General features: G+C 50.3%; 21 protein-coding genes. 7 read left to right on the top strand and 14 right to left on the bottom strand.

The window, feature by feature from the left end; genetic code table 11:
- A partial coding sequence (locus tag LLG46_13955) for a hypothetical protein (protein ID MCE5324400.1) occupies positions 1 to 360 on the top strand: 360 nt, incomplete at its 5' end.
- A gap of 145 nt (positions 361 to 505) precedes the next feature.
- A complete protein-coding gene (locus LLG46_13960; GenBank protein MCE5324401.1) occupies positions 506 to 1048 on the top strand; it encodes a GNAT family N-acetyltransferase in 543 nt (180 codons plus the stop codon).
- A 111-nt stretch (positions 1049 to 1159) separates the two neighbouring features.
- Here the strand turns inward: LLG46_13960 and LLG46_13965 are convergent, their stop codons facing one another.
- The 10 genes from LLG46_13965 to LLG46_14010 form a co-directional block, all read right to left on the bottom strand.
- Entirely contained in the window at positions 1160 to 1882 is a 723-nt protein-coding gene (locus LLG46_13965) for a flavodoxin family protein (GenBank protein MCE5324402.1), read from the bottom strand.
- Between the two features lie 144 nt (positions 1883 to 2026).
- Entirely contained in the window at positions 2027 to 5605 is a 3579-nt protein-coding gene (locus LLG46_13970) for an efflux RND transporter permease subunit (protein MCE5324403.1), read from the bottom strand.
- Positions 5606 to 5623: 18 nt separating this feature from the next.
- Positions 5624 to 7171, bottom strand: coding sequence for an efflux RND transporter periplasmic adaptor subunit (locus LLG46_13975; protein MCE5324404.1), 1548 nt, complete (start codon positions 7169 to 7171; stop codon positions 5624 to 5626).
- Positions 7172 to 8551: a TolC family protein gene (locus LLG46_13980; protein ID MCE5324405.1), complete on the bottom strand. Its 1380-nt coding sequence runs from the start codon at positions 8549 to 8551 to the stop codon at positions 7172 to 7174.
- A gap of 9 nt (positions 8552 to 8560) precedes the next feature.
- Complete coding sequence (locus LLG46_13985) at positions 8561 to 9136, bottom strand: PadR family transcriptional regulator (protein MCE5324406.1); 576 nt, start codon at positions 9134 to 9136, stop codon at positions 8561 to 8563.
- A 183-nt stretch (positions 9137 to 9319) separates the two neighbouring features.
- The gene (locus LLG46_13990; protein ID MCE5324407.1) at positions 9320 to 11227 is read right to left on the bottom strand and encodes a hypothetical protein; all 1908 of its coding nucleotides are present in this window, start codon (positions 11225 to 11227) and stop codon (positions 9320 to 9322) included.
- 28 nt (positions 11228 to 11255) lie between these two features.
- On the bottom strand, positions 11256 to 13130 hold the full coding sequence (locus LLG46_13995; GenBank protein MCE5324408.1) for a hypothetical protein: 1875 nt from the start codon (positions 13128 to 13130) through the stop codon (positions 11256 to 11258).
- 257 nt (positions 13131 to 13387) lie between these two features.
- Positions 13388 to 14167, bottom strand: coding sequence for a DUF1559 domain-containing protein (locus tag LLG46_14000; GenBank protein MCE5324409.1), 780 nt, complete (start codon positions 14165 to 14167; stop codon positions 13388 to 13390).
- A gap of 18 nt (positions 14168 to 14185) precedes the next feature.
- On the bottom strand, positions 14186 to 14848 hold the full coding sequence (locus LLG46_14005) for a hypothetical protein (protein MCE5324410.1): 663 nt from the start codon (positions 14846 to 14848) through the stop codon (positions 14186 to 14188).
- A gap of 336 nt (positions 14849 to 15184) precedes the next feature.
- Positions 15185 to 16396 (bottom strand): U32 family peptidase, encoded by a 1212-nt coding sequence (locus LLG46_14010; GenBank protein MCE5324411.1) that lies wholly within the window; start codon positions 16394 to 16396, stop codon positions 15185 to 15187.
- Between the two features lie 191 nt (positions 16397 to 16587).
- Here LLG46_14010 and LLG46_14015 point away from each other — a divergent pair, with 191 nt between their 5' ends.
- Both LLG46_14015 and LLG46_14020 read left to right on the top strand, forming a co-directional pair.
- Positions 16588 to 18963, top strand: coding sequence for a hypothetical protein (locus tag LLG46_14015; GenBank protein MCE5324412.1), 2376 nt, complete (start codon positions 16588 to 16590; stop codon positions 18961 to 18963).
- Positions 18964 to 19084: 121 nt separating this feature from the next.
- Positions 19085 to 19594, top strand: coding sequence for a hypothetical protein (locus LLG46_14020; GenBank protein MCE5324413.1), 510 nt, complete (start codon positions 19085 to 19087; stop codon positions 19592 to 19594).
- Between the two features lie 107 nt (positions 19595 to 19701).
- Here the strand turns inward: LLG46_14020 and rhaI are convergent, their stop codons facing one another.
- From rhaI to LLG46_14035, 3 genes are all read right to left on the bottom strand, one after another.
- Entirely contained in the window at positions 19702 to 20937 is a 1236-nt protein-coding gene (gene rhaI / locus LLG46_14025) for an L-rhamnose isomerase (GenBank protein ID MCE5324414.1), read from the bottom strand.
- A gap of 68 nt (positions 20938 to 21005) precedes the next feature.
- Complete coding sequence (locus LLG46_14030) at positions 21006 to 21563, bottom strand: hypothetical protein (GenBank protein MCE5324415.1); 558 nt, start codon at positions 21561 to 21563, stop codon at positions 21006 to 21008.
- 30 nt (positions 21564 to 21593) lie between these two features.
- Positions 21594 to 21947, bottom strand: coding sequence for a cupin (locus LLG46_14035; protein ID MCE5324416.1), 354 nt, complete (start codon positions 21945 to 21947; stop codon positions 21594 to 21596).
- 77 nt (positions 21948 to 22024) lie between these two features.
- Here LLG46_14035 and LLG46_14040 point away from each other — a divergent pair, with 77 nt between their 5' ends.
- Positions 22025 to 22474: an NUDIX domain-containing protein gene (locus tag LLG46_14040; GenBank protein ID MCE5324417.1), complete on the top strand. Its 450-nt coding sequence runs from the start codon at positions 22025 to 22027 to the stop codon at positions 22472 to 22474.
- A 107-nt stretch (positions 22475 to 22581) separates the two neighbouring features.
- On the opposite strand, the gene LLG46_14045 is transcribed toward LLG46_14040, so the two are convergent.
- Positions 22582 to 23124: a C39 family peptidase gene (locus LLG46_14045; GenBank protein ID MCE5324418.1), complete on the bottom strand. Its 543-nt coding sequence runs from the start codon at positions 23122 to 23124 to the stop codon at positions 22582 to 22584.
- A gap of 352 nt (positions 23125 to 23476) precedes the next feature.
- Between LLG46_14045 and LLG46_14050 the strand changes: the two genes are divergently transcribed.
- Together LLG46_14050 and LLG46_14055 are read left to right on the top strand one after the other, a co-directional pair.
- Positions 23477 to 24691, top strand: coding sequence for an ammonium transporter (locus LLG46_14050; protein ID MCE5324419.1), 1215 nt, complete (start codon positions 23477 to 23479; stop codon positions 24689 to 24691).
- Positions 24692 to 24703: 12 nt separating this feature from the next.
- Positions 24704 to 25042, top strand: a complete 339-nt coding sequence (locus LLG46_14055) for a P-II family nitrogen regulator (GenBank protein ID MCE5324420.1) — start codon at positions 24704 to 24706, stop codon at positions 25040 to 25042.
- Positions 25043 to 25244 lie beyond the last annotated feature (202 nt).

Below are 25244 nucleotides of genomic sequence, written 5' to 3' on the forward strand. Positions count from 1 at the left end.
AATGAACAGTGCCTGAACTATGTCATAGAGTCCGGCAGTGCCAGAGTCCTTTATGCCTCCGATACGGGCGATTATTGCAAGCAGACTCTGGATTATCTATCCGGTCTTAAGTTCGATCTGCTGATTGTGGAATGTACATTCGGGCTGATTAGCCCCCATTCTGCCACCGCACATATGAACCTGGACGCAGTGGTCTCGCTGCGAAAACACCTCGAAAACGCCGGCGCCGTCTCATCATCGACACGCACGATAATAACTCACTTCTCACATAACATCGGCCTGCTACATGATGAACTCGAAGAAGCCGCAGGCAAGTATGGTATAGAAGTGGCGTATGACGGTATCGTTCTGAATGTCTAGTATGCAGTAAATAAATTTGAAGATTAAGGCAGAGCGGTTGTATAATTGCTCTGCCTTTCTCATATTTAGGTGATCGTTTCGGGAACAAGTTCCCGAAGCACCGAAATCCAGCAGTAAACACATAGTTCAAGGAAGATGGGGCACGATGGAGATTAAGATAGTCAGCATTGATACCATGACATTGTCCGATATCGTCGAGCCTTGCCGGACATGCTGCTATTGGGAGTGCCGGGAGCAGTTTTCTCATGGCAAGCACATTGAGCAAGAAACGAAGCTTAAGGCGGAGTGGTTCGAGAAGACTCAGGTGGATTTCAATCCATGCGGGAAAGCGTTATATGTCAATGACGTGCCTGCCGCATACTGCCAATACGCTCCACCGAAGTACATACCCGACATTTCCGAATATGATGAGCTGGTAAAGCATGTGGATATGAGCGGTGTGTTCATATCATGCCTGTTTGTCCCAGCTCAGCGGCGTTTGGGGCTTGGTCGCCGACTGCTAGAAGAAGTGATCGACGAGGTCAGTGACCGAAGATTTAGAGTTATCGAGACCTATGGGCGTAATGATTCCTCCGACTACTGCTCCGGTCCGACCCAGTTCTACCTTGCGCACGGCTTCACCGTAGTGGCAACACAGGTGTTCCCGAATGGGGTGTCGCTTTCGTTGGTGCGGCATGTACTTCCATAGATGCCACAGACTAAGCCGCCTGAGCCAGAAAAGTTCTGAATGAGTCCAGCCAGGTAGCCAAGACAATCTGCTGCGCCTATTGGCGTTGATCCATATTTTTGTATATTCTCTTCAGATACGCTTGATTCCAATACTCTCGAAATATGCATTCGCTCTGTCTGCAAAAAACTTTTGGTCCTTTACAAGCGGCTGATCGAGGACAGATTGAGTTTCAGATGAAATCTGACCATTTTCTACGACTTCTCGACCAGCCAGTCTTGTCGCATCTATATACCATTGAATTTTCTCTTTCAACTCGGGAACCTGCAGCAGAACTCCACCGGCACAGCAGATTGAGCCTGCCATCTTGCGGTTTCCTCCGCGAACCCAGCATCGAAATGTCTCTTTTAACCCCGAGAAATGGTTCGGCTCTGGAAAACCGCTGTTTGAGATCAGAACGACCGAACGATTTGCTGCTTGCTCAAAACGTGGTGGATGAATGCTCAATCCATCCACAATGTCCACAAAAGGCTGTGATAGCGGAACCAAGCGATCTATAAAGTTCTTCATGATTCCAGAGACAGTGTAAACATATAGCGGAACCGCATATACTACAATATCTGCATTCGGGACCTTCAACATCAGCTCAGGCATATCGTCCTGCTGAATGCAGACACCAGGAGTCTTAAACCAATAGTTGAAACAGCCGATGCAAGAATGGATATTCTTATCCTTGAGATATATAGTCTCATACTCCGCTCCAGCCTCACGCGCACCCTCCAGAAAGGTTTTGACAAGCACTTCAGTATTGCCTTGAGCGCCATGAGGACTGCCGTTTATCACAAGTATATTCATCGATTTATCTCTCCCTTGCAAAAAATGAGCGTGAGACCCATATGAGCGATATTAAGTAGAGTCCAGGTCAAACTATACCGCCGCATGGAACACCTGTCAAGAAACCGGCAACATTAAAAAACTAAACACGCTACTACTGATGCACTAATGCTCTGTTGTCGCATCCTCACGGCTTACCCACTTCACTACTTTCAGGTCCATTACACAGATCGCGAAGATTACAGGCACCAGAAGCAGCGTGATGAATGTTGCCGCAGTCAGTCCGCCGATCTGAGCATAGCACATCGGCTCCCATAACGGTCCTCCATGCATAGCCAGTGGGAAGAGCGCGATTACTGTCGCCGCAACGGTAATCACCACCGGGCGCAGCCTCTGGATCCCGGCATCTATCACCGCATCACGGAACGGCTTGCCCAGATCGTGCTGCTCCTCAATGAAGTCGAAGAGCACGATTATATGGCTTACAATGACACCAACCAGACTTACGACCCCAAGAAACGCCATGAACCCAAACGGAGCACCCATCAACCAAAGCACGAAAAGTGCCCCCGCAATTCCAAACGGGATAGCTGCAAAGACTATGAACGGCTTGACGGCATGCCTGAACTGAACCACTAAAGACATATAGATCAATCCCGCCGATATCAACAGCACGACTACGAGTTCTTTGAATCCGTCATCCTGCTCAGCCTTTTCACCGGCAATGTGCAGGTGATACCCTACCGGCAGACTATGCTCAAATTCACTGAGCTTCGGCTGGATCGCAGTCATCACTTCCGACGACAGATGCCCATCGGTCGGGAAGCACGCTACCGTAATGGTGCGAAACTGGTTGATCCGCCTGATCTTTGGTGTCTGGAGGCTGTAGGATAGATCCGACACCTGTCTCAAAGGCACTTTGCTTGTGCCCTGCAGGGAATATACATAAAGGTTTTCAATATCCGATAGCTGAGACCTTTCGTCCATGCGAAGCCGTGCCACCACAGGTATCTGTTTGTCGCCCTGCCTCAGCGTCGTAATCGGATAACCATACATGCCGAGCGCGGACGCCGCCGCTATGTCCAGATTTGTGATACCGGACATATTGGCACGGTCTGGGTCGGTCTTGAGCTTTACTGCAAACTCCGGCTCGCCCCAGTCATCCCTGATGCGCGCTGAGAGACTTGTGCTTCGCAAGACAGTTTTCGCCTTTTCTGCAAGGCTTCTGAGTGTTTTGATATCGGAACCGGATATCTCGAGAGCCACCGGCGTTCCTACCGGTTTGCCCGTCTCAAGCTGCTTGACATCCACCCTTGCCCCAGGCATCTGCGACGTAAGAGCATTCTGAAGTCGATCTACGAGCTTACTAGTGTCATGCCGGTCATTGACCTCCACTATTATCTGGGCATAATTCGTCTGCTGAATCACAGGCTCGACAGAAAACCAGAACCTCGGTCCACCTCCACCCACGAATGTGGTGAGAGACTTCAGTATGCCGTCCTGTCTATGCTCCTTTCCGGCATATTGAGCAATTGTTTTCTCGATGATCCATTCTGCCCGCGAGGCGGCAGCATTGGTTGTCGAGAAAGTGGCGTCCTCAGGCAGCCAGACATCTACATATGAAAGATATGACAGGTCTTTTGGGAAGAATTGCTGATTGAGTCTTGACAAGAAGAAGATCCCCAGCAGTAATATGATCATCGATGCCGCAAGCACCCGCCAACGGTGGTCAATTAACCGGCCTATGAGTTTGCTATAAAAAGCCCCGAACCCCTTTGACCTGAACTCAGCAGGAGATTCCATCCGTCCCGGCTTCATGATATACGAGCTGAGAAATGGAATGAATGTCGCAGATACGATAAAGGCGGCGATTAACGAACATGCTATTACGACTGGCAGGCTATATAGGAACTTGCCCACATTGCCGCTCAAAATCAGGAACGGCAGATATGCCACGACATTGGTGAGAGTCGCGAAGATCATCGCTTTACGCAGTTTGGTCGGGCCGAGCCATGCGGCTTCCGAGAGCGGCCTGCCCTCGGCCATGTGACGCTTGATGGCATCCCCAGCCACTACAGGCACGTCCACAAGCAGACCAAGCGCGACAATCAGCGTTGCAATCGAAACCTGCTGAAGATCGATGTGCAGCAGATGCATCATACCAAAGGTCATAAAGAGCGTTATGGGGATGGACAATGCCATCAGGAGAGCCGATCGCCAGTCCCAAAAACCGATCAATGAGACCAAAACAACCAGGACAATCGCCTCATACAGGCTGTTCATAAACAGGCTGACATACTCCGTGACCTGCTTGGGCTGATCCGAAGTTCGGGCTAAAATGATGTCGTCGGGCAGATGAGCCTTGATCTCATCGAGCTTTTGATCGACTTCTTTGCCAAACTGGCCGATCTGCTGGCCGGCTTTCATCTGAACGGCAAGAGTGATCGCGCGGGTGCGCCGCCAGTGACCGTCCTTGTCCTTGAATGAAAAGTAGTTCAAATACCTTGGGGTCTCGTAACCGCGAACCACACTCACTATGTCCTTTAAGTGCATTGGTACGCCGTTCTGCGACGGAACCAATACGTCACCAATCTCCTTTTCGGTCTTGAACTCTCCGCTCGGGTCTATCGTGACCCGCTTACCTCCGGCATCCAGTGAATCACCCTGCAGAGTTATGTTACGAGCATTCAAAATATCCGGCAGACGCGAAGGCTGCACTCCGTATGCCGCCAGTCTTTCCTGTGAATATAAAAGGCCGATCTGCTCGCCAAGCACCCCGCTTCGCGTGATTTTCGAGACCTGCTTGACACCCTTGAGGCTGCGCTCGATGTAGTCGGTCATATCATCCATCTGGCGATATGAGTATTTGTCACCGGCGACCAGCCTTAGTGCAGTCAGCGTCCCTCCCGGACTGCGGATGATCGCAGGATACCATGCGTCCGGGTGGATCTCCGAGACCTGCAGCTTGTTATGGATGTAGTATTGCAGAGCGTCGGATATCTGCTTATTGGTGCGTGTCGAAAAGCCGTCCAGCCCGATGAACCCTTCTCCCCGGAATAAACGCGGAGACGCAATTAAGCCGGACGTTCGCGCATACTCGGCAAAAGCTGCGCTGGTATCGTTGAGGACACCGGTCGAAACCGATGAGGGCAGGCATACGACAATCGAAACCGGAGAACCGGACTGTGCTGTCGACCTGTTCGACCTCGCCCGTTTGATCGCGTCTGCTACCTCATGCGCTTTGATTGAAAGCTGCACATCGTCGACCTTTGGGCTTGCGACAGTGAGCATAAGCGCCGCAGTGTCGCCAAAATCACGTATAAAATTGACCGGACCGGCACCCTTAGGCAGGTCATCCAGTCCCTGGAGGTTGAGCGCGATATCGTCCAACTGGAGCTTAGTGTCGTTTACATTGTCATCGATCTCGCAGAAAACAATTGAGAGGTTGTCTCTGGATATCGACTCTATCTTCTTTATCGAGGCGTTCTTGCCTATTGTCTCTTCGACCTTTTTGGTTACGAGCTGCTCTACTTTCTCGGCGTTTGCACCATACCACGGAGTGACCGCGACAGCCTTCCTGACCAGTATTTCAGGGTCCTTGCGCTGCGGCATGTTCACATATGAAAATATTCCCCACAGACAGGTGGCGATCAGCAGCACCCAGGAGAGCTGCTTGTTCTCCACGAAGAAACGTGAGATATTGTTTTTGCTGTTGTCGATCACTTTGTTCTCTTTCCGACTCACGTTTGTCCGCCTTTCCGTCTATTTAACTACCTTAACGAACCCACCGTCTCGCACGAGAGTGGCTCCATTCGTTATCACCCTGTCTCCGTACGATATCCCGGATTTGATCTCGATCTTGTTGCCATATGTCTCGCCAAGCACAACCTTATGCACCCTTGAAACCAGCTTTCCGTGTTCTTTTTGCACGACATATACTGCATAGTCACTGCTGCTCTTAGGCCAACGCACAACAGCAGAGAGTGGAACTTTGATTCCACTGAAACCGGGTCTCTCGGGTCCCGCAAATTCCACTTTCGCGATCATGCCGACTTTCAAGGTCCGTGTATTGTTTGGGAGAGTGACTTCGACCTGAAAAACATGGCTCGCAGCATCGGCAGCAGGAGATACGGCAGTCACCTTGCCCGTGAATACTCGGTCATCATAAGCCTGGATGCGCACCGTCGCAGGATCACCAATATGAACGCTGTTTACCGCAACATCCGACACGCCAAAGACCACCTTCACGGAAAAATCGTCAGCCATAATAAATCCGGAAGTGCCTGGACCGACCAGGTTGCCTATCTCCACATTTCTCTTCAGCACAATCCCATCTATTGGAGCCTTGAGACGGGCATCGCCCAGAGGAGTCTCCGCCTGATTGAGTTGAGCCTTGGCTGCACGAATGCTTGCGGCACTGGCCTCGACTTGAGCCTTCGCGCCCTTCACGGCAGCCAGAGCCGCACTGCGCTGAGCGACAGCGCTCTTCATTGCCGCATCGCTGCGCGCGATAATGGCTTTGGTCTCGTCCATCTTGGACCTGTCTGCATCAATCTGCACCTTCGCCTGCTCGATCTTGGTATTCGCGACGTTGCGCTGTTCTTTTGCAGCCTTCACCTGCGCCTCCGCAACCTTTAGCTGCGCCTTTGCGGCATCATAGTCGGCACGCGTAAGGCTTTTTGACGAATACAGGCGCTCAGCCCGTGAAAAGTCATTCTGCGCCTTTTCCCTGCCCGCTTCTGCCTGATCCACAAGCGCATCGGCTGCCTGGGAAGCGGCTTTTGCTTCGACAAGTTGAGACTGAGCGGCTGCCAACCCTGCCCTGGCCTGCGCATAGCCTGTTTGAGCCTGGTCGCGAGCAGCCTTTGCATCGTAAATGCCTGCAGTTGCACGGTCGAGAGATGCCTGTGCCTGCTGCATGCCATACTGAGCCTGTTGTGTGAGTGCAGCTTTGCCGGTGACCTGTGCAGCGGCCTGGTTCACCATTGAGGCGTAATCGACATCTCTTATGTGAGCAAGCATCGTCCCCTTTTTCACTCGATCACCCTGCTGCACCAGCCTTGGTTGGCCGTCGCCTCCGGTCACATTCAGAATCTCGCGAACATAACCCCCGACCGTGAATGCCACCGGCACCATGGCTCTCGGCTCGATGGTGCCTGAGTAAATTCGGCCGGTTTCAGCACTCCCTGAATAACCGACCTGAGAGACCATGACGGGTGTGACCTCTTTATTACCGGCATCTTTTGAACAACCCGCCGCCAAAAGCGGAATAAGTATCAAAGGTAATGCAATAAGCTGCTTTCTGCGCATTTAGTCCTCCCCTACTGCCTGGTCCAGTTGGGCTCTGGCCGTTGCGGCGTCGAGCTGGTCCTGCAGATACTGGCGATTGGCGTCGGCAAGCGAAGTATCCACTTCGAGGACATCTTTCAGCAGGCTCGAATTCTCTTTATAGCGATTCATAGTAACTCTGCGCTTCTCTTCCTGAGCTTTTACTTCAAGGCGGTCCGCATCCAGCAGAGAAAGCGCATCCTGAAGGTTTCTATATTTCATATTCACGTCCACAAGGACCTGAGATTTGGTCTCCTGAAGCCCGTTGTTCGCTTTCTCGACGATCCTCGACTTCTCCGACCGTTCGAGCTTCCTCCGACCCCAGTCAAATGGGTCCTGCCATGAAACTATGACACCGGCAGTAATCAATTCCTGCGGAACGACATCAATATTTTGCTGACGGGTGTATGTGAGCCCGAGGCTGATGTCGGGCGTCGATTCGCTTCGCTTTGACATTTCATCATCACCGGCGATCCGAGCCTTGAGCTTTGCCTGCCGGACCTCAGGTCTGCATTCCAACGCCTGAGACTGAAGCTCGGCCAGAGATTTGGCGGGAGCAGCGGCTTCCGGCACACTGGTGATGGAAAAATCAGTGGATATTTCGCGTCCGAGAACAACATTCATCTTTTCTTTTGTGCCGGCGTATGAGCTGTTAAGGGTCGCAAGTTCGTGCTGCTGCCTGGCCAACTTGGCCTGGACCTCAAGCAAATCCGAATCGAGCGCAGTCCCGTTCGTGACATTGTCGCTTACAAACCGCTCCAGTTCAGTTAGGAACTTGATGCTCTCCTTTACGGTATCCTGCGCACTCTGGATCTGGGCAAGCCCGTAATAAAGCTGCTTTACGTTCGATACCAGGCCATTACGCTGCGAACGCCAGTCTTCCTGAGATATCTGGGCTGCAGCCTTTTTCATCCTGACACCAAGATGCACGCGCCTGAGCTGCGTCAGAGGCTGCAAAAGAGTGGCGTTCGCAATCACAGAAAATGTCGCGGGAGAGGTTACGGTTGTGTTTGTCGGCGGTATGGGACCGATCACGGGAAAATCACCGAATATGCCTTGGGAAAAACTGAAATGGACCGGCGCAAGCAATTGAGAGCCGGCAGCCGTAATCGCCATGTTTGGCTTTCCCTTGATCCTGGTGGTCGCTATCTCAGATTTTGCATTGCTCACATCTAAACTGGAGTTCTTGAGCAGTCTATTACCGGTAATGGCCATGTCAATCGCCTGCTGCAAGGTGAGCGTTGGCGGCGCCGCAGCGGCATTACCGTCAGTCTGCGCCCACAGCGAAGACGAAAATATGATAACAAACCCTGCAATTAGAGCAAATGTTGTTACATGCTTTGGATTATCTTCTCTTCTCATCGAGTCATCTCACTGCTTTGACGGTTCTTTGTGATCTTCTTCCTTGGACTTAAGTGTCGCAATGGTCTCATCACACCAGGCAATGTAAGCGTTGCCGAGGTACATACCGCAGTTGACGGCCATCAGCCAGTAAGGCAGATGGTGATTATTTTCATATTCGGAATGCAGGTCAGCACGGATTTCGGCATAGCTCTTGAGATGATTTTGCCATTCATCGCGAAACCGCTCGATCAGCCGGATATTAGCCTCGATTGGCATGTGCGCTCCGCACATCAGCTTTAGCAATACCTCCAGCCGCTCCTTGTGCGGCTCAGTCGGTTGAGCAAGCCATTCTCGCAATTCCTCCATCCCCTTGTCGGTAATGGAAAACACATGACGGTCAGGCTTGCCGTCAGACCGCTCGACCTCGCAAGTGGAATAGCCTTCATCAACCAGAGATTTGGTCGCAGGATATATTTGACCGTAGCTCTCACTCCAAAACTTGCCGATGTAATGCTCATAGGCTTTCTTGATGTCGTATCCCGAAGCAGGCTGATGCGACAACAACCCCAATATGGCATATTTCGTTTTATTCTTTCTAATCATATTGGCACCTTTAGGTATCTCTCTTGAAGTTATATATCTAATAGATATATATCATATCGGCATATATCTTGTCAATACTTAGTGAGACAACCTGCCATAATTTTTTTGTGCGGGACTAAACGTTAATTGGCAGCAACCCTTGACATAGAGCTGCTGCCATTCGAGTTTTTTTGAGGTATTTCTCTACTTTGTGGTCTTTGTTTGAGAATCTGAGGCGGGCGCAGTGGCTTTCTCACCCTTGTCCTGAGCTTCTGGAGTCTCAGGCTCAGGTTTGGGCGGTTCTTTATATTCAAGCAGCCACAATGACCATTTTCCAAGCAGATTGTTGTTTGCGGCACCATATATTGAAAAGACATACTTATTGGGAGCCATTCTGGAGCTGCGCAGAAATGTCAAAAGCACATTTGGATCAAAGTTAATATCATATATTCTGCGCATCAGTTGCCACTGGTCCTGTGTAAGCGCAAATGTATTCAAACCCATGTCCGAAAATACGTCTTTTCTCTGAGTTGTGGTTAGTGAGGCATATAGTCTCAACAGCCAGATATCCCTTGACCCATCGCGGAACAAACCGGACTGTGACAGATCGCTGTCCGTGTGAATGTTTTCCTCTATCTGGGGGGTGGTGAGCGCCGCGATTTGCGCGCCGTCCTCAAGAGGCATATAACCCAACTTTTTGAGATCGGCTCTCCACGTCTCGATCCACTCATCCGGGATTTGGGTTGTTCTCTTCTTGAACCATTCCTTGCTCCTAAACTCGATAATGTCGCCATGTTTGTCCCAGTTATAGCGGTATCCGTCTCCGATTGTGGTCAAGACGTCCTTTAGCTCGGTCTCCGAGTCACTGACGGCAGCATAACCATAAGTAATCTTGTAGCTGTCCGAAACGACCGCAAATCCGCTCGCTTTGGCCACAGCAGCCTCAAGATCGACTAGATCCACACGCCTGTTTGGCTCAGGCTCAGGCTTGACCTTGATCTTAATGTGCAGATCGGGCTCGTCCGCAACGTCGGGCTGGGGCTCGGTTGGAAAATACTTTTCGAGCATTTGTGTTTCTGCAATCCTTGCTTGAACCCTGTCTTCACTGTGATCCCAGGCATGCTGTATCGAGACCCCGTTTTCAACGGCCTGAAGATTGTTCTTCGCAAAAGCCTGCACCCATGGGTCGGAAGGATCCCCTAAATAGCTGTTCAGGCAAAAGAAACGGCCGTTGATATACAGCCCCAAGCCTGCCAGCTTGCTGAACTCATATGATTTCCAACCAAGCTCGTCCGGCGATATGTCGAAATACACTTCTCCCTTGGAAAATGCCTTTTCGCAATCCTCTGGAAATGCTCCCCCACTGCCTGCAACACCGTCATCTTTTACAGAAAACGAAAGCTTCGCTGCGTTCAGAAGCGCTTCCTGTGTCTCGGGAGAAAAAGACGAGACTTTGGACAACATGTCGTTTGTTCTGCTGAGGAATTTGTCCTTAAAGCCGGGAATGTCTCTGATCACTCCCTGCATAAGTGCGCCTATACCTTGCGTATTCAACATATACGCATATGGGTTGTCGTCTCTGAGATTTGCAAGTTCGCCCGAAGTCAAGTCATCATCCCAGTTCTCAAACATATTCAGGAAGTTTTCACGCCGCCGATTTACCTCTCGGTCATATTCTTCCTGGCTCTTGCTGAGCTCCGCATTCGCAGAAACAAGGGCCTTTCTGTCCATATACAGCCTGTAAGTCCAGGGAACATCGGTCTTGTTGATGCTCCATTTGAACTTCATTGTCCGAGCGATGGAACTCATCAGATCGGTAAGAGCAATATCTTTGGCAAAGATATTCATCTTGCGATCGCGGACCTGCCAGTCCTGCTTATTGTAACCTGCGTTGAACGTGACACCGGTCATATCAGACAGATCAGCAAGTATGACCTTGACAGCCTTGTGCCGGGCTTCATACGTCACTTTCTGAGCAAGACGAGTGTCGCTCTCCCACTCCTGGATTGCAGCCTGATCCGAGGCATTCGGGTCTACAGTAATCTTGCCGGTTGCCCATGCGCTTCCGCAAATTAAAAGGGCAAGGGCAGAAATAAATAAAGCATTCCTCACAATAATCTCCCTCCAACCTATGGATCCATCACTTTTTCTCAGTAGTATCAGCCGCGCTTGAACCGGATGCGCTGTCAGTCTTTTTCTCCTCAGCTTTCGGCTCTTCAGGCTCCGGCGGTTCATATTTGAGCATTGAAACAGTCCATATTCCCAGCCGGTCGCGTGTTTCCGTATCGGTCAACCGGAATGCATATGCGGGAGTCCCATTCTCATCGGTTGAAGCGGAACAGCGTAATATTGTGGACTTGCCACTGGTAATCTCCCGGCAGGTCCTGTGCACATATTCCCATTGATCTGTACCGAGCGTCAATACGTTCAGACCTATATCGGAAAACAATTCCTTCTTCTGGGACGCACTTAAGGTTGCATATAACCTCATCAACCATATCTCTTTGGAGCCGGGGCCGGTAAAAATTCCCAATTTGTGAAAATCATTGTCCGTCTGAAAATTCTCTCTGATCTGTTCCGTAGTGAGAGTGGCTATCTGAGCATAGTCATCGATGGACATATAACCATTCTTTTTGAGATTAGCCCGCCACTTCTCAACCCACTCATCGGGGATTTGAGCCGTGCGTCTTTTGAACCAGTCCTTGCTCCTGAACTCGATTATCAAGCCGTGCTTGTCCCAGTTATATCGATATCCCTCACAAATCGCGGAAAGAACGTCCAGCAGTTCGGTCTCAGACTTGCTGATTCCGGCATAGCCCTCAATAAACTTGTAGCTGTCGGATACTACTGCGAAATCACTTGCTTTTGCAGTTGCAGCTTGATAGTCGACAAGATCGAGCCATTTCTTCTCCTCCGGCTCCACTTTAATCTTCTTGTGCAGGTCCGGTTCATCAGGCACATCGGGCTGAGGTTCCGTCGGATAGTTCTTTTCAGTCTGCTTGGCATCCTCAATGCAGGCATCAAAATATCGGTCCCGCATCTGTTCCCAAGCCTGTCTTGAAGACAAACCCTTTTCTTGCTTGAGCAAGTTCTTCTCAGCAATCCATTGAACCATCGGATTGGATCGATCGCCTAAAAAAGCATCCAATACAAAGAACTTTTTATAGATGTTGATGCCTATGCCGGCAAATTTTTTGTCCTCGTATGCCTTCCAGTCAAACTCGTCCGGTTCAAGATCGAGACCCACACCTCCGAGTGTGAATTTGGATTCGCTATCCCCCGAGAAGTCTTCGCCATACTCAGACTTTACGACATTCAAAATAAGCTGTTGCGTCTCAGGCGAGAGTTCTGCGATCGGATATGCCTTGTCCTGCTTGTTGAGGAAATTCTCCTTCATACCCGGCACGTCATTGAGCAGCCCCCTAAAAGCAGCGCCCATACCAGAAGTATGCAGCCTATATGTATAGGGATCGTCCTCTCTTAATGCTTCCAGTTCATCATCCGTGAGGTCGTCATCCCAGCTTTCCATCGTATTAAGGAAATCTTCGCGCCGCCGCTGCACTTCCTTGTCATACTCCCCCTGTGCCTTACTGAGTTCAGCGTTGGCTGATGCCAGTGTCTTTCTGTCCATATACAGCCTGTATGTCCATGGGACATCGGTCTTGTTGATGCTCCACTTGAACTTCATCGTTCGAGCAATGGAACTTATCAGATCGACAAGATGAACATCCTTGGCGAAGATGTTCATCTTGCGGTCGCGGACCTGCCAGTCCTGCTTATTGAAACCGGCATTTAGGGTAACGCCGGTCATATCCGATAGGTCGGCAAGTATGACTTTTACTGCCTTGTGTCTGGCTTCATATGTAACTTTTTGAGCCAGGCGGGTATCGCTCTCCCACTGTGCGATCACGGCCTGGTCCGAGCTGTTTGGATCAACAGTCGTCTTGCCGGCTGCCCAAACACATCGGCCTACAAGCAGAAAAATAACAAAAGCATACGCAAAAACCTTCCTCACAACAACCCTCCCTCGTCAATTGGCGTGCAGCGCTTCCCATACTATATAGAATAGATGTCGGCAAATGCAATATGGTTCACTCAATTCACCTGAATTTATTCGATATATGGGCAAGCAAGACCTTTTGAAGTGAGGATTGTGAGATTTTGGGTTAGTGCGCATAGAGGTGTGTTCGGCTGCTCCGGCAGCAAACTCGGCCAAGATCGCAAAGTCACTAAAGACGACTTCTGCCGGAGCAGCATTCGCACTGGAGCAAATCAGAACTTATCCCAACACTGACCCGGATCGATATATCTTGCCTGTTTGTCCTCGGCCAAAGGCAGTGGGGTTTGCCCATCTGGTGAGAGTTTGCAGTTGAAATAAGCCGGTTCGCCTGCGCTTGGAGCGGGAGTCGTGATGTATTTGCTCCCGCTGTTGCGAAGGCGGATTGTCTCTATGTGAGAATCAAGATAAGCGACACTAATACACAGGCTATCTTTGAGACCATTAGTGTCACCGAAGTGCCAGCCGGTCCGTTCATACAAGAGAATTTGACTGGAAATGTAGACGAAGTCGGCCTCATTACGGCAGGGCTTCTTGCACCCCTCGCCATACCAGGCCTTGTCCACAGCCAGTTTCCACCAGTATGAACACGGCGCATTTTTATCGGTGGGATAAACAGAATCAGATGGACAATGCCATATATCCCTATCCTTGTATCTAATGTGATCGTAGATAACTTGGACATACGTACGTGGCCTGGATGTGGGTGGAAGAGTGCCTGTAGTCTTAGTGAACTTGAGAAAATCGCTTCTGTTCCACTTCTTGGAGTGGTTCACTAATGCCGATGATGGCAGCTGACCGTCGTAGTCCTGGCAGTAGAGCAGCAGAGCAACAGCAAGACTCTTTAAGTTGTTTTGGCACGACTCTTTTCTTGCACTGTCCGAGGTTCGTGCAAAAAAAGCAGGATACAATATTGCCGCTAAGACAAGAACAATGAAGACAATCAGCAGCGCTTCCCATATAGTGATACCTCGGCGGGTTTGCAGTGTGCGCATAACAGGATTCCTTCCTTTCTATGGCGTGATTGCAATGCTGGTGGTGTCTACCGGGACATGGTTATACCACTGAGATGTCTCGGGGTCCCAGCATTTTTCTTTTGTGATTTCGCCTGGGAATTCGGTGCTGTTAAAACGCTTTACATGGCCGTCTGCAAATAGAATCATCGAGCCATCTAAATGAATCTCAAAACTGGTGCTGCCTATCAGATCATCGTGCTTAGTGAGAAATGGGCATATGGGAACCTTTTTACTGGTCCAGGTGGTGTTGTTTGTAGGGCGGAGGTCAGACTCCATCAGACGGTCGGATTCGCGGATCATCATCAAGTTTGAAGCCCATTTGCTCTTTTTCTCAATCAGATTACGATTGAACACATAGGAAACGTTGGCTGTTTTGGAGTCTGGGGGGTATGGTTTTAGTGTGCTTACGGGACACTTCCAGATTGATTTTTCGTCATATTGCTCGGTTACTGGCTCCACGTAATTGTATAACCCCTCCACCCAGTTTACGCCATATTTGAACCTTACAGGCTTGTTGTTTTTGTTGACTGCAGGTGGAGTGAGTTTTACACTGGATTGTATCTCACCGAGCTTATCATTGCCCTCCAGTGGTCGATTTGTGGGAAAATGGTAATCCCAATCAGACAAATACATCTTAACCGCATTGCCTATTTGCTTCATGTTGGACATGCAGTTTGAAGCCGAAGAATAGTGACCATGTGGGGCAAATACCGGAAGTAATACAGCACCTAACACGAAAATCAGTGCGATTATTATCAGAGCATTTACTAGCCAGGAACCACTAACTCGCTTGTGAGCCCCCAGTGGGGGTTGCCCACCTGTTTCGATTATAAAAACGTCTGGATGCGAACCGTTTGTTTGTCGTCCACACGTAGACATTTCCTTAGGAGCTGATTGCGTTTGCATAACACATTTCCTCCTTAGCAGGCCTGCTGATACATAATAGACTTCAAAATTAACAGAAATGTTCGCGGGGCGGCTAAGTGGAATAGTGCGTTAGGGACTGGTTACCCTCCGCAAAACAGCATAAGGCGGCAGAGCATTATCAAGCAGTATGGTATCTTGATTATTTGCATGGTCAACACTCTCGCCTTCGATGGTAATCAATGGAACCGGCAGGCTGTAATCCGATATTCCATCAGGTGTCAGCAGTTCCAATTGTTCGCCTGCCTTGAGCGTGTTTTTCACTCTGCACACTCTCATGCCGTCATGGACTCGATCCGTGGTGCTGGCTACCATAACGGAAGTCGATTGATATTTATGTGTGGCTGTTTCATAATCCTCTGGTGTTATCCGGCCCTTCATGAACCCGAATGTGTAACCGCGGTTGCTCACACGCCCCAACTGCTCGTAAACAGTATCTTCGGGTACGGATTTCCCATTTAAAATGGCTCGATAGACGGAAAGCACTGCAGCCAGGTAGTGCACGTTCTTCATGCGCCCCTCTATCTTGAGTGAGGCGACTCCACAACCCACCAAATCCTGCACGAATGGAAACAGAGCCAGGTCGCGGCTGTTGAAAAGATACAGGCCGCGATTGTCCTCGAAGACAGGGAAATACTGGCCTGGACGTTTTTCCTCCATGAGGGCATAGCTCCAGCGGCATGGCTGGGTGCATTCCCCACGGTTTGCCCTACGGCCCGTCAGGTAATCACTGATCGCACACCTGCCTGAATAGGAAAAGCACACGGAACCATGGATAAAGACTTCAGTCTCGACATCTTCGCCATTAAGGTTATGCTGGATTTCTCTGATCTGATCCATAGAAAGCTCACGGGCAAGGTTCACACGTTTCGCGCCCAGGTCACGATAGGCAAGAACTGCCTGCCAACTGGTAGTGTTGGCCTGGGTGCTGACATGAATAGGCGTATGTATGTTCAACTGACGCAGTGAGCGCATTACACCCACGTCAGAGACGATGAATGCATCTGCGCCCATCTCGTCGAGAGCGGCTGCTGTGCGCATAAGCTCATCATACTCGTTGGAAAATGGATATATATTGAGAGTGGCATACCCCTTACGGCCATTTTTGTGAAGATAGTCCAGCCCTATGCCGGCGTCCTCAAGTGTAAAATTGCCTGCGTAGCTCCTCAGGGAGAAGTCAGTGACACCGAAGTATACGGCATCAGCGCCATATGCGACAGCCCACTTGAGTCTTTCGAGATTTCCGGCCGGTGCAAGTAGTTCCGTCTTTGCCAATTCGTCCATACCTCTGGAGATAATGTGGGATCATGTTACCAAGAACATGCAGAGACGTCCAACAAGTGAAACAACGGGTAATGATAGCGGGCGGTCTATACCATGACAAATCATTTCTGCACAGTGGAAACAAAAGTTGGAAAGGCAGGCGTATAGACATTAAATCCTGTTACTAATAATGATATTGGGCGGTGACAATTATGAGCGAGTCGTTGGAAAGTGATCTAACTATTACCAGCAACAAGAAACCGATCAGTCGAAACTGGATGCTTTTTGTTGTGCTTGCAGGCGTTGCGTTTCCTGCGTTTGTATTCTGCTTTGAACTTGCAACCCGATTATGCTCCAGCATCTTCTTCGATCCTATCCCCACTGCATGGCATGCCGTTTTCCTTGCGCTCGTGCCGATTACGAATATAGCCGTTCTGATTTTATATAGCAAACGTTCGGACCGATATGTGACCCTGCTCACATTTATGGCAGGCGCATCTATCGGGATCGAATTCTGCTACAGTATCGTATTTGTTCCGCTCGCTCCAATTTCAATTATCGGAACCATGGCGTATGGGATTGGCCTGTGCGGACTCAGCCCATTCCTTGCATTTGCAGCATCAATAGTAAGCGGCAATCGGCTAAAAGAGCTTTATCCGCAGCCGTCAAGAAAGCGCGCTTGGGCATTGTGGTCGGGAATTATTGCAGCCTCATTAATTTTGATTGTGTATGCCGTCTCAAACTATGTCACATACAGTGGTCTAGATATTGCTTCCTCCGCCAACGAAAAGAAAAGCCTGCGCGGCATCAGAATGATCAGGACGTTCGGCAACAAGAACGCATTACTGCGCGCATGCTATGGCCTGCGTGCCGGTCCTGATGATGGGCTTTTCTCCAATACAACGCCTGCAGACAGAAACAAGGCGCGCGAAGTCTATTACAGAGTCACCGGTGAATCATTCAACTCGGTCCCCCCGCCAAAGATGTTCGGCTCCCGCGCAAGACTTGTCGAAGATTCGGAATGGGATTCGGACGTCGGCGGGACAGCAGTCAACGGCATAGTCAAAAATCTGTCGCTGGCTTCATCGAGAATGGATGCGTCTATTCAGCCGGACTCACTCACTGGATATACCGAGTGGACAATGACATTCTCCAATTCATCATTCACAGAACGTGAAGCCAGAGCGGAAATTGCACTGCCGCCCGGCGGAGTAGTCTCCCGTCTGACTTTGTGGGTTGCGGGCGAAGAGCGTGAGGCAGCGTTTTCTTCAAGGGGTAAGGTCCGTCAGGCTTACCAGCAGGTTGCAGTGGTGCAGCAGAGAGACCCGGTGCTGGTAACCACCTGTGGTCCCGACAGAGTGCTGATGCAGTGCTTCCCTGTCCCGGCGAATGGAACAATGAAAGTCCGAATCGGAATAACCTCACCCCTCGTGCCTCAAGGTTACTCGAAGGGATTGTTTGTACTTCCGCATTTCATTGAGCGTAACTTTAAGATCGATGAAAGTATAGAGCATTCATTAGTCGCTTCATCGCCAAAAGAAATGAGATTTGCTAATGGAAATGGTTTAGTGCAGAACTGTTTGAGGGCGACAATTGACGATAGTGCGCTTGGCAGTTCAAAAAGAGTCATCGTCTGCTCGCGTAATGCGGATGTTCGCTCACTTTGTACAGACGATATTGTGCAACCTAGTGTTTGCCATATTGTCGAGAAACTTGTGGAGTATACCCAACCGGCACCATCGAAAGTGGTTGTTGTGATAGACGGCTCAAGGAAAGTCGGCGAGTATAAGAATGAGATAGCCCAAGCTCTTAGGGGATTGCCCCATGCCTGCAAATTTTCAGTGATTCAGGCCGGCGAAAAAGTGGAGACACTATCCGACTCATCTGATTCGGTCGATAAGGCATCCGATATGGTTTCAGATATGAGGTTTGTCGGCGGCATCGATAATAGACCTGCTCTGATCAAGGCCTATGACGCCACGAAAGACAGCGGAAGCGTCATTGTCTGGATACACGGTCCGCAACCTCTCTCCTCCGGCCAAAATGCAGATAAACTTATGCAGTTATGGGAAAGAACCTATGCACCGCAGATAATATCAGTCGAGGCTGTTGCAGGCCGCAACTCGATCCTCGCAGATATGGAAAAGACGGGTGCTGTAACAGTTCATCCGCGAATGGCGAGTCTTAGGCAGGACCTTGAAGCGCTGTTTGGGCAGTGGAAAGGACATAAACAATTAAGAGTCGTCCGCACCAAAGAGCCATGTCCAAAACAGACTAGAGAGGGATCACTTGACATAGCCAGGCTTTGGGCAGCAGAGGAAGTTGCCAGAGTGTGCCGGTCGAGAAATGAAACCCAGTTAATAAACATCTCACGCCTTGCAGCTCTTTACAGAATAGTTACTCCCATAAGTGGAGCCGTCGTGCTCGAAACTGACGAGCAGTACCGGCAAAACGGATTGAACCCTGTCGACCCGACGAGTGTGCCGTCAGCAGTGCCAGAACCGGCTACATGCATCGGTCTTGCAGTGGGAATCGCTGCTCTGATAGGAAAGCAGCATATCAGACTAAAAAGACGCAGCAAGCAATAAAGGATCATTGCATCCCAAAGGAGCTTGCCTGGCAGCTTTCGGCAGTAAATGTGAGCCTTATAGAGGAGAACCATACATAACTGTTGAAGTGACTGATTATATTTCATTGGGGGAGGCTTGTATGAATAGATTGGGAATCGTTGCAATTGCATTGATTCTGATCGCAGTTATCTCGGCGGGATGCGCGAAAAAGCAAACCTATATTGCTCCGGGCGGCAAAGTGACCGTAAGTGAGAAGCAGGGAAAAGCAAAAAAGGTTGAGGTTCAGACAGCCGACGGTAAAGCGACCATTGAAGTCGCTAAAAAGAAAATCACTGAAAAAGAGCTTGGAGTGCCCGTGTATACCGGTGCAAAGGTTGAGACTGCCGGCAGCTATGAAGGCAGCAATAAGGGCCAGAGTGAAAAAATGCACAATTGTATGCTGACGACTTCGGACGACTTTGAAAAAGTCTATGAGTTCTATAAATCGAATCTCAAGAATGTAAAGAACTCATTCAACCAGAACACCGACGGCAACAAAATGGCTGTATTCTCAGTTGCCGGCGATAATGGCGAAGAGATCGCAGTCAATATTTCGACAGACAAAGAAAAGAAGATTACCAGAATTCAAGTCGTGAGAGTTCAGAAATAATAGTTGAGGTCGATTGGAAGTCGCCGTATATGTAGGGTCGGGGAGAGATTCCCCGACCCATCAATTTACCTGAAATATAAAATATAAAATCCCAAATACTAAATTGCTCAGGCTCCTAGTCCTGCGCCGGAGCGGAAACCGCGCTCTTTGCTCACTTTCGCCCAGTAGCCGCTTGCACGGAATGCTTCAAGCGGGTTCGGGTCCAGACCCATCTCCTCACGAACGACCTTCAGCAGCGGCTCGATATCCGTATTGAAAGCATCCTGCATGCATGACTCAGCAGTCACAACATCCTGGCCGATCTGCGCATCATAGAGCTTCTTGCGGTCTATGCACATGGCCTTGGCATAGGCGCTCTGGATATGCATGATCGTCTGGATCATGGCGTCGATCTTGGCTTTGGTGACGTGCGCCTGGTCGACCATATAGGCAACCGGCGGATTGTTGTTCGGATTATCCTCAGCCTTGACCAACTCGTTGTAGATCAGGAAGAGTTCATACGGGTTGATCGAGCCGACAGTCAGGTCGTCATCGGCGTATTTGTGGTTGTTGAAGTGGAAGCCGCCCAGCCGCTGCTCATCGATCAGGAAGGAGACCAGGTGCTCTATGTTCTGGCCGATGAAATGGTGACCGAGGTCTACCAGCACATGTGCGTTGGGGCCGCACTTGTTGGCGAAAGAATAGCTCATGCCCCAGTCGCCGAAGTCGGTGTGATAGAACGCAGGCTCGAAAGGCTTATACTCTATGAGCATACGCATATTGGCCGGCATGGCGTTGTATACTTCTTTGAGACATTCTTCGGCATAACGCTTTCTGCGGCGGAAGTCGCCCTGGCCGGGATAATCGGTGCCGTCGGCGAACCACAATGAGAGCACGTCGGAACCGAGCTTCTTGCCTATCTCGATCGAGTCGATCATATGCTTGACGGCCTTCTTGCGCACAGCCGGGTCCTCATTGGTGACCGAACCAAAAAAGTAGTCTCGATCCTGGAAAACATTGGGGTTGATCGCGCCTATTTGCACACCCAATGACTTGGCATATGCGGCGAGTTTGTCGGCATCCTGCAGGCCATTGGGAAAGTCCCAGAGGACATGGACTGCCACTGTCGGGGCTATGCCTGTAAACTTATTCACCTGAGCTGCGTCGGCGATCTTCTCTTCGATGGTGACTGCCGAGCCGGGCTGTTTATATGGTCCGAACCTTGTGCCGGAATCGGCAAAACCCCAGCTCGGGGTCTCTATCTTCTGCGATTTGAGTTTCGATTTGACTTTATCAACGTCGACGCCTCGCGCGGCGAGCTTGTCGACTAATAGGTTATATTCGGCTTTGTAGTTGTCGGCCATCTTGATATTCCTTTCAACAATGGTAAGTCACTCTATGACTGCTTAGGCATTCGTGGGATTCTTCCTTCTTATGGATGGGGCAGCGCTGACCGAGTCTTTTGGGCAAGCGATTTGAAATTGAGCAGCTGTTTTCGCATCATTATGAGATCCCCCCATAACAGAAACTTGTGCGACAAACGACCCAGAGGATCATCTGTAAAGTTGCAATACCCCTTTACCAGTAATCTGCAATTCGCATCGGACCGGGGAACGATCATGTAGGTGACGACCATATCCAGGAGCCTCATGTATTCCATTTTGCGTGGGATTGCGCGCACAGTGATACTCCGATCGCGCTCGAAATCGATTACCTCGAACATTTCCTGTATATGCATGCCGATTGACAGGTCATCAATACCCGGAGTGAGGGTCCGTGGGCTGCGCCTGCACAGGTTGTCTATCCAGTCGTAGCTGTATGGCGCCACGCGTATCTGGCAGAGCCATTTGTAGATGACCTCCGGCGAAGCATTTATGGTCACGCCTCTATAGAATGCGCACTCCCGGCCCTTCTTTTCCCAAAACCGGTCACAGGCATATTCCAGCTTTCGTTCTTCGGGTGTGGTTCCCCAGGTGTATGCAACTGACATTATCGAATACCATCCTAATTCGGGACTCAGTCAATCACGGTGAGCGCCATCGTTCCCAAAAGCAGGGATGCAGACTGAGATGTATTCAGCGCATTCCGGCGTGCTGTAGCGGACCCACTCGCCACGTCCGGCCATAACCGCCTGACCTGCCTTGACATGCAATGTAGTGTCCTCTGTCTCGATCACCAGTTCGCCTTTCAGCACCACTGTGTATTCATCAAACTCAGGACATTGTCCAGGCTCAGACCAGCCTGCCGGGCTGACCATGCGAGCTATGCTTACGCCATTTTCTTTAGTGCTTGCGCGCCCAAAGAATTCTTCTATCTGCTTGGGTGGGTCTCCCGCTGCATTGATAATGACAGGATTTTGCACGAGATTAACCATCAGATTCTCCTTTGTTGCTATCTGAATTTCTGTCAGCCATCTGGGAAATACCTCCTTTTTTGGCAGGGTAATTGCAATTGACGAACGAAGATTGGTATATGCGATATGTAGACGGTTTCCTGTTTGATGATGAAGGGGCAAACGTTCTGCTGATCCGTAAGGCCAGGCCGCAATGGCAGGCTGGTTTGCTAAATGGGATCGGTGGCAAAATCGAGGATGGCGAGTGCCCGGTGGACGCCATGTGCCGTGAGTTTGCGGAGGAAACCGGCATCACCTTCAATTTGTGGAAACACACGATCCGACACGAAGGACCGGATTGGACTGTCTTCTACTATCGCGCTTACTCAACAAAGACTATTAATGCTGTTCTCGATCAGGGGTCTTACCCGACTGACGAGAGGCCTGAACTTTGTCCGGTGATGAGACTGGAGCAATGCGTTCGGAATATCAAGTGGGCTATTCCACTTTCCAATGACAGGGATGGCTTAGTATTTCCGGTATTGATTAGAGACGACAGTCCGGTATAGAAGTCGGGCGGATGAAGCATTTGCGACATTAATTGAGAAGCATTGTCTAGTGCAAAGGGCAAATGCTTCCTCCCTACAGTTTGCTGGTTTGAACAAGCACCCAAATATCAGGCATTTACGCTCGTGCGAATAAAGCCGTGCATCACTCCATTGGGCACATTCTCACCCAAAGCAGTCATGGCTGCTTGCATATCTGCATTGCTGTAATAAAATGGCTCGCTCGACCTGGCGGCTGGGTCAAGACACAGGATATAATCAGTATCAAAACCGACTGCAGCGACATAATGGCCGCCTGAAAACTCATAATTCCGATTTGTCAGAAAGCCCGAATGCAGACCCACGATCATCGGCCTGCCGACCGCTATCTCTGATCTGATCTCATCGAGACCCCACATCTCTTTCGCAAGACCATCAAGACCGAAGACTTCTTTGCCAGCGCTCAATAGCTCGGTCCAGCGCGTGCCGCCGCCCGTGCCGTCGAGCCTGTGGTTCAGGCTTGCCAGGATTGATAAGATATCGCTCGACCGTGGATTCCTGCCGAGGGCATAACATGCGCACATCGTAAGGGATGCCGGGCCGCAGCAGCCGTTCTTGTCATCCGGGCAGCCGGGCAAGAATTGTTGGATATATTCAACATCAAGGAGTGTCATTAAGTTAATGCCTCAAAATTGTTTGCAGCGGCAAGCTAAACCTGGCCACAGCCTATGTTAAGTATAGCACAGGAACACATGCAATCCACGTTTGTGGATTATTCATCAAAACAAGGCTCGGCAGGAGCCTCGCCCTCCCGTCACGCTCGTTACGAGCTTATCTGTAACACCTTCGCAAACAAAGCGTAACTATGCCGAAACTTGCCGGAAACATGTGTTACCTAGACTTTAAGCAGAGATTACATGAGGAGGAGCGTGGATGAGAAGGCTATTTAACTTTAGGACGGCCGCTGCAACAATATTGTGCATGCTGGTAGGCATGCAAACAGCTTTTGCGGAATCGGCAGGCAAAATAGACAGCGGAGACACGGCATGGGTGTTGGCGTCGAGCGCGCTGGTTATGTTTATGACGCCGGGTCTGGGACTGTTTTATGCAGGTATGGTGCGAAAGAAAAATGCCCTGGCCACAATCTTGCAGAGCTTTATGATGTGCGGGTTGGCTGCCGTTATATGGGTGTTGTGGGGATACAGCCTTGCCTTCGGCACCGATCATGGCGGGTTCATTGGATCGCTGGAATATGTCGGTCTCAGAGGTGTCGGAATGACTCCACTCGACGGGCAGACAATCCCTCACCAGGCATTTATGATATTCCAGGCAATGTTCGCCATCATTACCCCTGCCCTGATAACAGGCGCTTTCGCAGAACGCATTCCCTTCAAAGCGTTCTTCATATTCATGATAGTCTGGCTGACCGTGGTATATTGCCCGGTGGCGCACTGGGTCTGGGGACCCGGAGGATGGCTCCTCAAAATGGGCGCACTCGACTTTGCGGGCGGCACCGTAGTCCACATATGCTCGGGTATCGCGGCTCTGTGCTGCGCAATAGTGATAGGCCGCAGAAAAGGCTATGGACACGAAGAGTTCAAACCCCATAACCTCACTATGACACTCATGGGAACCGCACTGCTCTGGTTCGGATGGTTCGGGTTCAACGCGGGAAGCGCACTGGCGGCAAATGGACTTGCGGTCAATGCATTCGTGGTCACCAACACAGCCGCCGCAACTGCCGCGATTGCATGGGTCATCATAGAATGGATACACAGAGGCCAACCTACCGCTCTCGGATTCGCCAGTGGAGCTGTGGCGGGACTGGTCGCGATTACGCCGGCTTCCGGGTTCGTCGGGCCGATGGCGGCTGTGATCCTCGGCGCAATTGTCAGTCTTGTCTGTTACGGAGCGATCATGCTCAAAGGCAAGCTCGGATACGATGACTCCCTGGACGTCTTCGGGGTGCACGGAGTCGGTGGAACATGGGGCGCAATCGCGACGGGTCTGTTCGCAAGTGTGGCGATAAACCCGGCTGGAGCAAACGGCCTCTTCCATGGAAACGCCGCCCTGCTCGGCAAACAGCTTATCGCAATCGCCTCTGTGATGGCATACTCGTTCATCGTGACATTCGTGATCCTGAAAGTCATCAACATATTCACTCCGATTCGAGTCAGCAAAGCCGACGAGGATACCGGTCTCGATTTGAGTCAGCACGGTGAAGTCGGTTATAATCTGTAAGGAGGAGATCACATGACAAAAATTGAAGCGGTTATTCGACCGGGCAAGCTGGATGATGTTAAAGACGCACTGGACGAGATCGAAGTCAAGGGACTTACGGTAATCAACGTGATGGGCGCAGGCAAACAGCGCGGCAGGACACAGTATTACAGAGGCCAGGAGTATGTGGTGAACCTGCTCGATAAGACCAAGATCGAGACGGTTGTTCCTGATGACAAGGTCGAACTGGTCGTTGAGGCTATCACTAAAGCCGCATTTACCGGCGAGATCGGCGATGGCAAGATTTTCTTGAGCAAGATCGATGACGTGATCCGAATCAGAACCGGAGAACGCGGCGAGGTCGCTATATAGAGCTGAAAGTGGAAAGCGGAGAGTGGAGAAGTCCAGACTCTCTACCGGACAATTAGCGTATAGATGCGATGAGACATCTGTTATTGTAACGTCAGGTTCAAAGCAGATTCCTCGCGCAGCTACATCTCCACAAATAAAATTCTGCAATTCGGATTACAAGCTCGGAATGACTAAGTCAGTAACGTCTGCTTTTATATAATCA

This window comes from bacterium (genome assembly GCA_021371935.1).
GTDB lineage: Bacteria > Armatimonadota > UBA5829 > UBA5829 > UBA5829 > UBA5829.

Excerpts from the sequence above, each read along its gene's own strand:
- LLG46_14055 (MCE5324420.1), top strand. The coding sequence starts at position 24,704 with ATGACAAAAATTGAAGCGGTTATTCGACCGGGCAAGCTGGATGATGTT.
- LLG46_13960 (MCE5324401.1), top strand. The coding sequence starts at position 506 with ATGGAGATTAAGATAGTCAGCATTGATACCATGACATTGTCCGATATC.
- LLG46_14000 (MCE5324409.1), bottom strand. The coding sequence starts at position 14,167 with ATGCGCACACTGCAAACCCGCCGAGGTATCACTATATGGGAAGCGCTG.
- LLG46_13975 (MCE5324404.1), bottom strand. The coding sequence starts at position 7,171 with ATGCGCAGAAAGCAGCTTATTGCATTACCTTTGATACTTATTCCGCTT.
- LLG46_14005 (MCE5324410.1), bottom strand. The coding sequence starts at position 14,848 with ATGAAGCAAATAGGCAATGCGGTTAAGATGTATTTGTCTGATTGGGAT.
- LLG46_13965 (MCE5324402.1), bottom strand. The coding sequence starts at position 1,882 with ATGAATATACTTGTGATAAACGGCAGTCCTCATGGCGCTCAAGGCAAT.
- LLG46_14045 (MCE5324418.1), bottom strand. The coding sequence starts at position 23,124 with ATGACACTCCTTGATGTTGAATATATCCAACAATTCTTGCCCGGCTGC.
- LLG46_14030 (MCE5324415.1), bottom strand. The coding sequence starts at position 21,563 with ATGTCAGTTGCATACACCTGGGGAACCACACCCGAAGAACGAAAGCTG.
- LLG46_13985 (MCE5324406.1), bottom strand. The coding sequence starts at position 9,136 with ATGATTAGAAAGAATAAAACGAAATATGCCATATTGGGGTTGTTGTCG.
- rhaI (MCE5324414.1), bottom strand. The coding sequence starts at position 20,937 with ATGGCCGACAACTACAAAGCCGAATATAACCTATTAGTCGACAAGCTC.
- LLG46_13980 (MCE5324405.1), bottom strand. The coding sequence starts at position 8,551 with ATGAGAAGAGAAGATAATCCAAAGCATGTAACAACATTTGCTCTAATT.
- LLG46_14035 (MCE5324416.1), bottom strand. The coding sequence starts at position 21,947 with ATGGTTAATCTCGTGCAAAATCCTGTCATTATCAATGCAGCGGGAGAC.
- LLG46_14010 (MCE5324411.1), bottom strand. The coding sequence starts at position 16,396 with ATGGACGAATTGGCAAAGACGGAACTACTTGCACCGGCCGGAAATCTC.
- LLG46_14020 (MCE5324413.1), top strand. The coding sequence starts at position 19,085 with ATGAATAGATTGGGAATCGTTGCAATTGCATTGATTCTGATCGCAGTT.
- LLG46_14015 (MCE5324412.1), top strand. The coding sequence starts at position 16,588 with ATGAGCGAGTCGTTGGAAAGTGATCTAACTATTACCAGCAACAAGAAA.